This is a genomic window from Lunatibacter salilacus, from assembly GCF_009797935.1.
Classification (GTDB): domain Bacteria; phylum Bacteroidota; class Bacteroidia; order Cytophagales; family Cyclobacteriaceae; genus Lunatibacter; species Lunatibacter salilacus.
This window is the reverse complement of the sequence record NZ_VOLC01000003.1, coordinates 172,392-186,760: the sequence shown is the minus strand read 5'-3', so window position 1 is coordinate 186,760 and position 14,369 is coordinate 172,392. Positions and strand designations below refer to the sequence as shown.

The 14,369-nt window shown below is 44.9% G+C and carries 10 protein-coding genes; 2 read left to right on the top strand and 8 right to left on the bottom strand.

The window, feature by feature from the left end:
- Window positions 1-216 precede the first annotated feature (216 nt).
- Window positions 217-1,677, top strand: coding sequence for a sodium:solute symporter (locus FQ608_RS05760; protein WP_158856869.1), 1,461 nt, complete (start codon window positions 217-219; stop codon window positions 1,675-1,677).
- Window positions 1,678-1,997: 320 nt separating this feature from the next.
- On the opposite strand, the gene FQ608_RS05755 is transcribed toward FQ608_RS05760, so the two are convergent.
- From FQ608_RS05755 to FQ608_RS05740, 4 genes are all read right to left on the bottom strand, one after another.
- The gene (locus FQ608_RS05755; protein ID WP_158856868.1) at window positions 1,998-4,643 is read right to left on the bottom strand and encodes a DUF7133 domain-containing protein; all 2,646 of its coding nucleotides are present in this window, start codon (window positions 4,641-4,643) and stop codon (window positions 1,998-2,000) included.
- A gap of 222 nt (window positions 4,644-4,865) precedes the next feature.
- Entirely contained in the window at window positions 4,866-6,509 is a 1,644-nt protein-coding gene (gene pgi, locus FQ608_RS05750; RefSeq protein ID WP_158856867.1) for a glucose-6-phosphate isomerase, read from the bottom strand.
- A gap of 286 nt (window positions 6,510-6,795) precedes the next feature.
- Window positions 6,796-8,142: an HTTM domain-containing protein gene (locus FQ608_RS05745; protein WP_234364082.1), complete on the bottom strand. Its 1,347-nt coding sequence runs from the start codon at window positions 8,140-8,142 to the stop codon at window positions 6,796-6,798.
- Between the two features lie 124 nt (window positions 8,143-8,266).
- Entirely contained in the window at window positions 8,267-10,405 is a 2,139-nt protein-coding gene (locus tag FQ608_RS05740) for an outer membrane protein assembly factor BamB family protein (protein ID WP_158856866.1), read from the bottom strand.
- 124 nt (window positions 10,406-10,529) lie between these two features.
- Here FQ608_RS05740 and FQ608_RS05735 point away from each other — a divergent pair, with 124 nt between their 5' ends.
- Window positions 10,530-11,033, top strand: a complete 504-nt coding sequence (locus FQ608_RS05735) for a SixA phosphatase family protein (protein ID WP_158856865.1) — start codon at window positions 10,530-10,532, stop codon at window positions 11,031-11,033.
- Here FQ608_RS05735 and FQ608_RS05730 read toward each other — a convergent pair.
- The 4 genes from FQ608_RS05730 to FQ608_RS05715 form a co-directional block, all read right to left on the bottom strand.
- Entirely contained in the window at window positions 11,010-11,738 is a 729-nt protein-coding gene (locus FQ608_RS05730) for an SDR family NAD(P)-dependent oxidoreductase (RefSeq protein WP_158856864.1), read from the bottom strand. The genes FQ608_RS05735 and FQ608_RS05730 overlap by 24 nt on opposite strands.
- Window positions 11,739-11,840: 102 nt before the next feature.
- Complete coding sequence (locus FQ608_RS05725; protein WP_158856863.1) at window positions 11,841-13,214, bottom strand: MATE family efflux transporter; 1,374 nt, start codon at window positions 13,212-13,214, stop codon at window positions 11,841-11,843.
- A gap of 17 nt (window positions 13,215-13,231) precedes the next feature.
- A complete protein-coding gene (locus FQ608_RS05720) occupies window positions 13,232-13,783 on the bottom strand; it encodes an NUDIX domain-containing protein (RefSeq protein ID WP_158856862.1) in 552 nt (183 codons plus the stop codon).
- Between the two features lie 65 nt (window positions 13,784-13,848).
- Window positions 13,849-14,331 carry an Lrp/AsnC family transcriptional regulator gene (locus tag FQ608_RS05715; RefSeq protein ID WP_158856861.1) on the bottom strand — a complete coding sequence of 161 codons (483 nt, stop codon included), beginning with the start codon at window positions 14,329-14,331 and terminating at the stop codon, window positions 13,849-13,851.
- Window positions 14,332-14,369 lie beyond the last annotated feature (38 nt).

Genomic DNA, 14,369 nt, shown 5'->3' with positions numbered 1-14,369 from the left:
GACTTAAAACCCAACGACGTGTAAAACATATATCAAACAACCCCAAAGGGTAGTAACGCCGCAAATAAATTAATCGATTCATAACTACTGCATTCCTAAATAATGATCCGGCAAGTTACGGTATTTAATCCGTTGGAATAATCCAAGCTGATAGAAATTCTTTATCTTGACGCTTTATTTCGTGTCAACTCTTTATTTGCGAAAAAACACACCCTTATGAGCCCCACTTTAGTTTTTGGAGTAATCAGTGGATATTTTCTGTTATTGATACTAATTAGTTATCTAACCTCCCGCAAATCAGATAGTCTTACCTTCTACACAGGAAACAGGCAATCACCCTGGTTTTTGGTGGCTTTTGGCATGGTTGGGGCCTCGCTTTCGGGAGTCACCTTTATATCCGTCCCAGGAGAAGTTGGCAACACGAATTGGTCCTATTTGCAGTTTGTTATGGGAAATATGGTTGGCTATGCAGTCATAGCCTTGATCCTGATCCCCCTCTTTTATAAGCTTAACCTGATTTCCATTTATGAATATCTTCGCAGCCGTTTTGGAAAAAAAACATACCTTTCCGGGGCAACGATCTTTTTGATATCTCAGACCATTGGTGCCTCCTTTAGACTGTTTCTGGCTGCTACCGTACTTCAAATCGCTTTTTTTGAATCGTTTGGAGTTCCATTTTATGCCTCGGTTTTTGTCACCATGACACTCATATGGCTATATACCTTTAAAAGCGGGATCAAAACGATCGTGTGGACCGATACGCTGCAGACCGCATTCCTACTTGCTGCCGTGATCGTCACAATAGGTGTCATTGCCAACCAGTTGGGAAAAGGGGGTTGGGAAATGCTTGCGCTGATTGGGGAAAGTGACCGGTCCCAGATTTGGGTCTGGGAGGGCAATTCCAGTCAAAACTTCTTTAAAATGTTTCTCGCCGGAATTTTCATAACCATAGCCATGAACGGTCTGGATCAAAACGTGATGCAAAAAAATCTGACCTGCAGAAACCAAAAGGAAGCCCAAAAGAACATTCTTTGGTTTTCCATCTCCTTTTTCATTTCCAATTTATTGTTCTTAGCTCTTGGTGTCCTACTTTATTTCTATGCATTAGAATTCGATATCCTGATACCTGCCGCTACGGATGAACTCTTCCCTACACTTGCCCTGAATCATTTCGGAACTTTGGCTGGCATTGTTTTCCTACTCGGGATCACTGCGGCGGCCTTTTCCAGTGCCGATTCGGCTCTCACCGCATTGACTACGTCGTTTTGCATCGACATCATCAACTTGCCTGGGAAAAAACATCTCAACCAGAATAAAACCCGCCTCCTGATCCATATTGGATTTACTTTATTAGTCTTTATAACTATCGTTGCGTTCAACGAAGTAAACGACCGAAGTGTCGTAGGTGCGGTTTTCAAAGCAGCAGGCTTTACCTATGGACCATTATTGGGACTCTTCGCCTTTGGATTAAGTCAGAAAGTGGCCATCACAGATAAATGGGTTCCGTATATCTGTTTGGGAAGCCCCATGCTTTCTTTTATTCTCGACCAATATTCCGAAGTTTGGTTTAACGGGTATGCGTTTGGATTTGAGATTCTTCTAGTAAACGCCGCTATCACATACTTGGGCCTAGTCTTAGTCAGTAACCGGAAAAAGCCTGCTACTTTAGAAGGGTAAATGGGAAGAGAAATACTGCGGCAATCATGCTTAAAGTAAGGGCAACACCCCATCCCAATAATCTGAAAGGCAGTAAAATCAGCCAAATTAGCGGATAGAGAAGTAATAGAAGTAGTGCTACTGGCCAGCAAAGGACAAATAAAATAGCCCACAGGACTATATTCATAAAAAGCCTCATATAGTTATTGTTAAGATTAGAATGAGTATACCAAAAACATACCAATTCATAAACCCTTAACAATCAGGCACCCATCAGAGATAAAAAAACAAAACCGGACAATAGGTGTCCGGTTTTGAAAAATTCATACTTAGCTTTTTAACTATTTTTGTTGGAATAAAAAGGTAATCAAAGAGGCAAATTCCTCATAAGACAGCGAATTGGCCAAGCCTTCCGGCATCATGGAATTTTCCATTTCCCTTCTGCTTGCAATGTCGGATGCAGGTAGGGTAAACGCCTGGCCTACTATATTTCGGATCACAATTTTTTCAGCACTTTCTTCCGTGATGAACCCAACGTAGGTTTTCTTGCTATTCGTTTCCACCATCACAGTGGAAAAACCTTGGGAAATTGAGGCATCAGGCTTGATGATCGACTCGGCTATTTGCTCCCGTGTCATGATACTTCCAATTTGTCCCATATAGGGGCCTTTCATGGCTTCGCCTGGCTCAATACTGTGGCAGGCTCTACAGCCTTGTTGTTCAAAAATACTTTTTCCCAATGCGGGATTGCCTTCAATTTCCTGCATGGCAAGCAAAATATCCTCGATCGATGAATCCCCAATCTGACCTTTTTGGTTTTTGATTTTTTCCAAATCCACGTCAGGCTCTTCCAACATTTCCGCAACAGTAAATTCACCCCCAAATTCTGTAATCCCCATTCTGTTCTTTTCATTGAGCATGGCTATAGTGGCCCTTTCGTCACTGTTACCCATAGACCATTTTTCCTGGAAGAGTTCTCTGATGGGTTGGGATCCCCTCCACAAAATTGATTTATAATACGGCCCATGTGTATCAGGACGTGTTCCCCACCACCATGATCCGTCATAAGGTGCTTCCTGGGTGTAAAGCCTTGATAAAGTGAACAGTATTTCTGATTTCAACTTTTCACTTTCACTACTTCTATAATGTGAAATTAACCCGGTAACCACTTCCGGTGAGTGCATATACCGGAGTGCCCAAAGCGCTAATGTACTGTTGTTTCCCCCTACTTCAGACAGACAAACTTCATTAGCATTGAGATTAACCAATGCCCGAACGGCTAAGTGAGGAAGAACAATTTCGGCATTTGGTGTAGCGTGAGGTCCCTCTTCCTGCCATACAGGCGCCCTAAATGATTCAGGAACGTTAACTTTTATTAACTCTGTGGCAAGTTCTGCGTTATCCGATCTACCCATTGCGATGATCGCTGCAGATTTTATTCGTGGAGAGGAACTGTTTAGGCATTCAATCAGTAAATCGGCAGGAACGGCGGTGGCGAGTTCTCTCCGATCCGTCATGGCCCGTATTACGTGCTCCCTTAAATCAGCATCTTTGTAAAGTTCCTGAAATTTTTCAACTGCCTTAACTTCGTTAATCTGCGTGAAAGCATATAATGCAGCCACTCTGGCATATAACGGCTGCTTAGCGTCTGTGATCATTTTCCAAGCAGCATCAGAAGCCTTTTTAGCTGGCCGAGTAATTAGTTCTTGCTGGGCATACAGCCTTGCGGTTGCGCTTCCCGACGCCATAAGTTGGGTTAGATCCTTTAACGATGCCCTTTTGAGATTTGGAAAAGCCTCATATTCCCAATCCTTAGGTACCGCCCTTACCACATACCCCTTTGATGGATTTCCGGAGTAGCCAGCACCATCCCAGGCTGCCATATACATTCTTCCGGATGCATCCACATCCAGATCAGTGATCTGGGGGAGTTTTATAAACGGGTTTTCTTCTTGGGTATAACTGGGTCCGTCAGTCTTGACCCGGTGTATATACAGCTGGTTTCTGCCCCAATCTGCCATCATCGGAACTTGGTTATACTTTTCCGGCCAACGGTGGTCATCCATAAAAAGAGCACCCGTTCCGGAACCTCCACCCACATCTACTAACCCGGGAATAATTTCTTCAGTAAAATGCTTAAACAATACCGGGTAGCCATATTCCCCAGATTGGATTTGATGGCTAAAACGGATATTCCAGCCGCCTCCATCATTGGTATTGTCACGGGTGAAAATGTTCATGTAAGGATCAATGGCTACATCGTAAATATTTCGTAGCCCATGGGTGAAGACTTCCATCTCCGTACCATCAGGTCGAACCCTCAGTATTCCCCCTCCAAGCATGGTGAGGGTTGTCCCATCCCGATCTATGGCTCCATGAAAACCAAAATCTCCGACCGCAATATAAATCCAGCCGTCAATACCCAACCGGATACCATTGGTGGCGTGGTCCGTTCCCCTACCTTGTAAAAACTTCGGCGAGCTTATATGTTCGATCAAGGGCTTTGAGGGACCATCAGCGACACCATCGGCATCTAAATCTTCAAAATAGACCAAATTCATCCCCGAAGCGATGCTGTCCTCACCAAAAACCGTATGCAATACAAATACACGATCGCCTAACGCAATGATGCCACGGGGATTATCTACCTCCGCAAAGGTGGTGTAACTGTCAACAATTCCATCTTGATTACAGTCTACCAATTTTACAATCTTTCCGAGCCCAGGCTTCTTTCCCAAAGAACCCATCATATCCACGCCTACATATACATCCCCATGCGGAGATACTGCCAGGCTGGCTGGGCTGGGGGTAATATCAGGGCCTGTAAATGGAGTAATCAATAAATCATCAGGCCATTCCAATGCTTGTGCCATGGAATCCAATGGTTCCAAGGCTACAGTTGCCGGTTCACAAATTATCACCTCTTCTTTTGGCCCACAGGAAAAAGCCAGCAATGCCAAGCTTGTATATAGTAATTTTAATTTCATAGATTTATTCTTAGTGATGTAAAAAAAGCGCATTTACCGGAAAAAACCAACGGTTTTTTTGATATCGGTTACGCAGATTTCAAATTGCCCCACCTATTACCATCGTTTGGTCCCGCATCTTCGGCTCGGACCTATAATTCATCACCCACAAGCCATAATTAACAATTAACCTAATAACAACCAACCTATTACAGTGTGATATTTTGAATCTGAAATCATAAATCATCCCCTTCGAAGCATTTTAAACGCATTAATCAACGAATTAGTAGATCCGTCGTGACTGTCGACCTCCTCCTCGCCCGACAACTCTGGTAGAATTGACTTAGCCAACACCTTCCCCAGTTCCACTCCCCACTGGTCAAAACTATAAATATTCCATATCACCCCCTGCACGAAAATCTTATGCTCATACATGGCAATAAGTGCTCCGAGGGTGTACGGAGTTATTTGTTTTACCAAGATAGAATTAGTAGGCCGATTTCCCTCAAATACCCGGTGCGGTGCAATCTTTTCAATCACCTCTGGGGATTTGCCTTCCTTTTCCATTTCCACCTTTACTTCTTCCAATGATTTCCCATTCATCAGTGCCTCAGTCTGGGCAAAAAAGTTAGACATCAACTTGAGATGGTGGTCCCCAATGGGATTGTGCGAGATGGCCGGGGCAATGAAATCGCAGGGAACAAGCTGCGTACCCTGATGGATCAATTGGTAAAAAGCATGTTGCCCATTGGTGCCGGGCTCTCCCCATATTACCGGACCCGTAGCATAATCAACCCGGTTTCCCTCCCGGTCTATGCACTTGCCATTGCTCTCCATATTCCCCTGTTGGAAATAAGCGGGAAAGCGGTGCATATATTGATCATAGGGAAGAATCGTTTCGGAGGCAGCACCTAGAAAATTGGTGTTCCATATGCCAATCAACGCCAAAATAACAGGCAAGTTCTGTTCAGCCGGAGTTTCCCTGAAATGCTTGTCCATGTCATGGGCTCCCTCGAGAAGTTTGCGGAAATTGTCAAAACCTATCGCACAGGCGATAGTGAGGCCTATGGCAGACCATAGGGAATATCGGCCTCCCACCCAGTCCCAAAATCCAAACATATTGTCCACATCGATACCAAATTCCATTACGGCATTAGCATTTGTCGACAAGGCAACAAAATGCTTGGCCACTTCCTCTTCATTGTGGGCATTTTCCAAAAACCAGTCTCTGGCCGTATGGGCGTTAGTCATGGTCTCCTGCGTGGTAAATGTCTTGGAAGCAATAAAAAACATCGTTGTCTCCGGATTTACCTTTTTCAACACCTCCGTAATATGTGTGCCATCCACATTGGATACGAAATAAACGTCCAAATTGGGGTTTTGGTAGGGTTTTAACGCCTCTGTAACCATCACTGGGCCAAGATCACTGCCCCCAATACCAATATTTACCAGCGACTTGATGGTTTTTCCGGTATACCCTTTCCAAATTCCCTTGGAAACCTTATCAGCAAAAATCTTCATTTTATCCAACACCTCGTTGACATCCCCCATGACATTTTTGCCATCAACGAAGAAAGCTTCCTCACTTTGGTTTCTCAAGGCAGTATGCAATACTGCCCGATTTTCCGTGCCATTGATAGGTTCCCCCCCAAACATGGATTCTACCGCTGCCTGAAGATCCGTTTCGCTTGCAAGAAGCAGCAGGTTTTCCCAAATCTCATCATTCACCCGATTTTTTGAAAAGTCCAACAATATATCCTTGAACCGGACATGGAACTTTTCAAATCGGTTGTCTTCCTTAAAAAGTTCTCTGATCTGAAGGGGTTGGTTGGCTAATTCGGAAAGGTTTTTCCAGGCTTGGGTGGTGGTGGGGTTAATATTTTTCATCGGCTAGGTTTTGTAGATTAAGATGCGTAAAGCTAAAGAAAAAATCAGGGTTGTGAAATTGTAAGATAATACTTCACAAAAAAACCGTGCTTTCAACCCGGATTATGTATTCGGGTTCGTTGCAGCCTGTCCCGACCAAGTCGGGAAGGGCTTAAAACGCAAGAAAATCAGTCAATTTGGAGAGTTAGGCGTAGCCAGCCCTACGGTGAACTCGAAAAGTGTAGCGAAGCGGCTGATTTTTAATCGTTTTAGGTCCGCAGCAGAAATTCTAATGCACATTCCGGGTTTAAGGCGTCGGTACTTCCTGAAATGGTAATATCCAATCATGACGTTCGAAGTATTTCCACCTTTCCCCCGCAAGGTCAACCTCCGAATCAATCAAGCGCTGAAAGGGTCGCCCGTTAAGACTGGCCCAGACATCCGCATAAATAGCTACCTCAGGATGTCCCTCGTCCAGATACTGCTTTTTAAGGTATTGGGCATATTGCCATACCATATCCGGACGGGTACTCATCGCGGCTACCTGTTTGGGAGTCAGGTCCATTTGCGGCAAGTGGGTGACTTCCTCTCCGTTGGGCAACAATGCCTTGAAGCTAGCCTTCCCGGATTTGGACCGGAGCATCATCCGCCATGACATACGGTGCCCTTCTTCTGTCCAATTTACATTCCCCAGGTACAGATGGTGCCTGATGGGCAACAAAACCATGCAAGTGAAAAAAACGGCCAACACAGGTACAATCCAAAATTTATACGGCTTCTGTTGAGAATAATATTCCGCAGGTGTTTGGGAGGGTAACTGTTTGTCCTTGGGAAAAAAAAACTGCCTGACCTGCTTAGGGTCAAAGAAAAAGACGGACATAAAAAGCATCAGATAGGGGAAAATCCCGATCTGAAACACCAAGCTGTTGAATAAATGAAAAAACAAAGCCACTACCAAGGCGAATTTTCTGGTTTTGGACCACCAAATCGCCGGAATGATCAGACCGTCAAACAAAACTCCACCATACGCTACTATATAGGGAAACCAATCGGTCACCAGCAAAGGGCCTACAAGAAATGTATCCCCCTTACTAGCAAACCAAATCTTGATGGGTATAGCCTGCAGCCAGTCGGGCTGAATCTTGGCAATGGCGGCATAAGTATATACAATCCAAAGCAATCCTACGAAAACCCATGAAGTCCACTGCGGTACTAGATCTTGCTTTTTCACCGCCCCCCGTACCACATCCAAAGAAAAACTCCTGTTGGCGGGCAAAAAAACGGCAATGCCGGTAAGGAGAACCAGCAAATAATAATGGTTGTTATAATTAGTTTTCTGCATCCAATAGGCTAGCGTCCAAAGGATAAAATACCCCAGAATGGCTGGGCGGTAAAACAAACCCAGCATAACCAAAAAGCCTAGCGAGCCCATAAACACATAGTAATATACCATCCCTTCACCCGGCAGGGGCTGCAACCAAGGCGAAAATGGAATAAAGGAAAATGTGAATTTAGGTTCCACAAACGCATTTCTTACCCAGCCGGTAGCAACGGCTCCTACCCCCTCCAAAAACAAAAGCAAACCAAAACCTACTCTAAAAATGGCCAGCGGGGCAATTGATATAGGTTCAACTAATCTATCCTCAATTTTCACTTTTTGTTACAATCAAATTTATTTTGCCTGAATAAGTACAGGAAAAGCCTACCAGGTCTCACCCGTTCAATTTGCGTAGCTAGCTGATTATCTACAAAACCTGGCCGGTTTTCGCATGCCAATCCTACTTATCTTTTAAAGCAAACGCAATATAATAATCCCCTGGAGCTGTGCCCATTTTTCCGCCGCCTGCGGCTATCACCACATACTGCTTCCCATCCACGGCATACACCGCTGGGGTTGCGTAACCACCCGCTGGAAGTTTGTATTTCCACAATTCCTCTCCCGTTTCTTTATCGAAAACTCTAAAATACTCGTCCTTGGATCCACCGATAAAAACCAATCCGCCGGCTGTTACGACGGGCCCTCCATAGTTTTCGGTTCCAGTCTGGGGGATTCCCCGGGCAGTAAGTTCCTCGAATTCCCCCAAGGGAACCTTCCAAACAATTTCCCCGGAATTCAAATCAATGGCGTTAAGTGTTCCCCAAGGTGGTTTTACTGCAGGATAGCCCTCCTGATCGAAAAAACGGTGATAGCCGGTATGGGTATAGGGTACCGTGGCTTTATTGGATGCCATTCCTATCTCGTGTAGGTCTCCTTCTACTTCTTCCTTTTGGGAAATAAACGATATAATTGCCTTTCGTTCTTCAGCCTTCAAATGCTGAAACCCGGGCATTCTACCTTTGCCTTTTTCCAATATGTCGGATATTTCAGTTTCGGAAAGTTTATCGGCGACTCCGGTCAAAGCAGGGTAAGTTCCCGTTGGGTCACCGGCCAAATCCGGCCCATGACACATGCTGCAGTTGGAAATATAGGATGACTTTCCGACTGACATATTTTCCAAGTTGTAGGTGGGTACCATGGTCAATATCCAAGGCATTTCATTGGCATTGACATACAGCCAGCCTGTGGTTGGATCGAATGCTGATCCTCCCCATTCCGCTCCTCCGTCAAATCCCGGAAAGATCACTGTCCCCTCGGTACTTGGGGGGGTAAACATATGCCCGTATTTCAGCCCTTGCAATTTGTCTTTAACATAGGCCTCAGCCTCCTCCGAAATATTGGTAACTTCCGCATCAGTGAAAACCTGTCTGGCAAAAGGAGGTGGAAATCGGGGAATAGGCTGCGATTTGGCTGCCAATTCACCCATCAAATCAGAAGCGGGAATTTCCAATTCATCGATGGGAAAAAGTGGTTCCCCTGTATCCCTGTCAAACAGGAATACCAGGCCTGATTTGGTAACCTGCGCCACCGCATCGATTTGCTTTCCCCCGTGATTGACCGTAACCAAATTGGGTGGGGCGGGGATATCCCGATCCCACATGTCGTGTCTTACCGTCTGAAAGTGCCAAACCCGCTCCCCCGTATCCGCGTTCAGTGCGATGACTGAATTTGCAAAAAAGTTGTCACCGTGACGGTTGCCACCCCAAAAGTCAAAGGAGGCAGATCCTGTGGGAAGGAAGACCAGACCCCGCTCTTCATCCAAGCTCATGCCGGCCCAACTGTTTGCTCCACCCGCCCGGGCATAGGCATCTGACGGCCATGTATCATACCCATATTCCCCGGGTTGGGGAATGGTGTGAAACACCCAGTCTACAGCCCCGGATTTTACGTTAAATGCCCGGATAAAACCCGGTGCCGCATCGTTGTTTTCCGATACCCGGGTACCAACGATTATTTTATCCTGATATATTATACCCGGAGAAGTTGAAATGACATATAGGTTTTGCGCCCAGTCTCCCAAGCCTTCCTTGAGGGATACTTTTCCCTGATCTCCAAAATCGGGAACCAATTCCCCCGTTTTGGGGTCTAATGCAAACAGATTGTAACCTGCCGAAAAAAACAGCCGGGCATCATCCCCCTCCTGCCAGAACGTGACACCTCTATTTACGGTAATGGGTACGTTGAAATCTGTCTTCGGGTCAAATTTCCAAATGAGTTCGCCGGTAGTTGCATGCAAAGCGACCACCATCATGGTGGGTGTGCTGCCATACAGGATGCCGTCAATTACAATGGGGTTACATTGGATTTGTGTGTTTTTTCCTTCCGTTAGATCCCCGGACCGGAACGTCCACGCTACTTCCAAATCGGCTACGTTTTCGGGAGTGATCTGCTCTAGGTGGGAATATTGGGAACTGAATTTGTCTCCTAAGCTTACCTTCCAGTCTTCGGAGGCGCCTATGGGAGATGACTCTCTTTGGGCACAGCTAGTAGCTAGAAAAAAAACAAACCAAATCAGCAAGGCGGTGGGATTTTGAAACATAAACGGTATATTTATTTGAAACAAATATAAAAAAATCCGGGAAAGGATTGCTAACCTTCTTACTTGGTGGCAACCAATCAAGGGATTTCCGAGTGAAATAGGGGAACAAAATTCAGAACATACCATGAAACGACTCGTCATTTGCCGCCACGCAAAATCAGCTTGGGACGATCCCTTCCTGAGCGACCACCATAGACCCTTGGCTCCGCGAGGGCTCAGAGATGCCCCAGAGATGGCAAAACGTTTAAAAAAAAGGGGAATTTATCCAGACGCCATCCTTACCTCAAACGCACGTAGGGCGTTACAAACTGCGCAAATCACGAAGGATGAGCTGGGGGTTGGAAATGAAAATATTGTAATCACCGATCAGCTTTACCACGCCGGATCAAGATCAATTCTTAATCAAATTAGGCACAGTCTCCCCGATGTGGACACCTTATTTATTTTTGGACACAACCCAGGATTCAACGAATTAATCGAAGCATTGGGCCAACCCATTGAAAACCTACCGACCTGCGGACAATATGGGATTATTTTTGAAGTAGAAAAGTGGGAAGATATCGGTGCCGAAAATGCGCTATTCTGGTTTTTTGATTACCCAAAATCAGAATTCCCTGACATCCAATAAAACCCCGGGCATGGCATCCAAATTCCTTAAAAGAAAAATAACCTTCCCTGCGGTTTCTGCCGGGCTACTTAGTTGGTTTTCGGCTTTAAATCCCTGAAATTTTCTCACTTGGCTGAAATTTTCGGAAGATGCTGATCGGATATTTTCCTGCATGGGCGTATCAATAATTCCCGGAGAAAGGGCTATATACCTAATCCCCAATTGGTGCAATTCGGCCTCCTGCTGGGCCACGAGGGTCATCTGATTCAATGCTGCTTTGGAAGCACAGTAGCCACTCCAGCCGTCAACAGCCTTTCCGGCCGCTCCCGAACTTATATTGATAACCGTTTTTTTGGCGGAGCTCTTTCTGTAGGCCGCGGTGAAAGCATTCATTAGAATAGCGGGTGCTACTAGATTGATTCGGTGAATATCCAAAATTCCCTGAGGATTAAGTTTTCCAATTGGTGCAATTTCCCCGATCCAACCTGCATTGTTTATCAATGTGAGTTCATCATAGTTACCGGATGGGAAAATCTCATCTAATGCATTCACTAATTTATCCGTATCCGATAAGTCCAGAGATAGGTGGGTGTATCTGTCTTTGGAGGGTTCATCCTGTCGGGAAATACCGATGATATAGGTTTCCAAATCCTCCAACAACTGGGTCACGAGAGCTTTTCCCAATCCTTTGCTGCTACCGGTCACTATGTATAGTTTTTTTGCCATCTGAATTGTTGAATTAAGCTTTGATGAAAATAATTTACAAACCTGCCAGGTTTTTTACCCATAAAATTAAGAAGATTTACCCTCAAAATTAAAATGAATTTTCTACGGAGCCATCTCGTGCGGTGGCTGATGATGTGTATTCAGCATCCGTTTGGTGAGGCGGTCAAACCGATAAATCAGGAGAATGGCAGTTGCGGTAAGTCCCGTTAACAGTCCTATCCAAACGCCGGTCTCCCGCATATCAAACACAAAGGCCAGGACATATCCCAATGGTAGTCCCACGACCCAATAGGCTATCAATGTTACGAGAGTGGGGACTTTAAGGTCGGACAGACCCCGAAGGGCTCCCAGCCCGACAACTTGCAGGCCATCGGACAGCTGAAATATGCCTGCTATAATCAACAAGGTAGCGGCTGTGTTTACCACACCTATATCATCGATATAGATCAGTGGAAGATGGTTTCTGAATACAATGAACATAATCGCAAAAAAGGACATAAAGATAGCCACCATTCCGAAAATAGAAAATGCTACTTCCCGCAACGTGACAATATCTTTTCTTCCCAATTGGTTACCTACCCGGACCATGGCGGCGGCAGACAACCCGGAGGCCATCATATAGCTGACGGAGGCAAGGTTGATGGCTATCTGGTGTGCCGCCAACGCATTGACACCCATCCACCCCATCATGATGGCCGCCGTACTAAAGGCCCCCACCTCGAACACAAACTGGAACCCTGTGGGAACCCCAATTTTGAGCATTCGTCCAATTATTGGCCGACTCAGATTTTTGAAAACCAAGGGAGTCCGATACCTTCTATACCGCTTGGAGCCTTTGACATAATAGTAAATAATTCCCCCCATCAACACCCTCGAGATCAAAGTAGCCCATCCTGCTCCGTTAAGTCCCAGTGCCGGAAACCCCAATTCCCCATAAATAAGGACCCAATTCAGGAAAATATTGATTACGTTGCAAATAAGTGTAATGGTCATGGCCTGCCGGGTCTGCGAGAGCCCCTCGACAAACTGCTTAAATGTCTGGAAAAACATTAATGGCACTAAGGAAAACGTAATTATCAGGAGGTACGGAATGGCCAGAACCACCACTTCTTCCGGTTGTCCGAGATAGTGGATCCCCGGAGAAAAACCCAGTACAATACCAAATAAGAGGACACCGGTAACCAAATTGATCACAAAGCCATGATTAAAAAGTTTGGTAATCCGCCTTTTCTTCCCTTCCCCTTCTGCCACGGCCACAAGTGGGGTTATGGCCATGGAGATCCCGATTCCAAACATCATGATTAGAAAAAAAATACTGTTTGCCAATGAGGCCGCAGCTAAGGTTTCCGCACCTAGCCTGCCTACCATGACGTTATCTACAACCCCAACCATCACCTGTCCAAGCTGACTCAACATTACCGGATAGGCCAATTTAAAAGTTAGACTAAACTGACTTGTGTACTTTGAAATACCCATGAATTTTATGGAAAGAGTTAGATCCTACCCTGTTCTCTCAATATTTTTTCGACTTTCAAAATTCCCGCGATGCTTATCGCATCCGTGATTTCTCCGTTCATTACTTTATCCACCGCCTCCATAAACGGTAATCTTTGAATCTGCAAGTCTTCTGTTTCATCGAACTCCGTCTCGCCCGCAGTAAGATCCTCTGCCAAAAATACAAACCCCTCTTCATCTGTCACAGAATTTGACGTATGAATGCGGAGGATATTGGTCCACTTAGAGGCCGAAAATCCCGTCTCTTCTCTCAACTCCCGCTGTGCACTGACTAGCAGATTATCCTCCTCTGGTCCGCCTCCCATGGGTATTTCCCAGGAATATTCTTCCAAGGTATAGCGGTATTGTCCGATTAACCATGTATTTAGGTTTGAGTCCAATGGAACTATGCCTATAGCCTTGTTTTTAAAATGCACCTGACCATAAATTCCCGGTCCGCCTTTGGGATTGATCACTTGGTGTTCTTCTACTCTTATCCAGGGATTTGAGTAAACTAGTTTTTTAGATATGGTTTTCCAGGGATTCTTCATCGCTTAAATAAAAAAAGGTGACCCGAAGGCCACCTACGAAAGTAAATAAAACAAAGCAATTTCCCTTAAGCAGGAATAGGCAATACCTTGCTGTCTTTGAATGTTGATAAAATCACCATCGACTGCATTGAATCAACTTCTTTAATTTCACTTACTTTCTCCAACATCAACTTTTGATAGGAGGTAATGTCTTTTGAAATAATCTTTAAAATGAAGTCTCCTGTCCCAGTAATATGATGACATTCTATTACTTCAGATATATGATCGATTTCTTTCATAAAGGCCTCAATATTCGTTTTATTGTGCCCTATCAATCCCACAAGTACAAACGTGCTTACACCAAGCCCTATTTTCTCAGGGTCCAACTTTGCGTGGTAACTCTTGATGATACCACTCTGCTCCAATTTCTTGACCCGCTCCAAGGTAGGAGCCGGAGATAAACCGATATCTTTAGAAAGCTGGGCATTTGTGATTTTCGCATTTGCCTGGAGAATTTCGAGAATCTTACGATCTATCTTGTCAAATTTCACTTTTATGTAATTATCCATGTTTTAAAGAATTTACCGAATTTAATGCGGCAAAAATT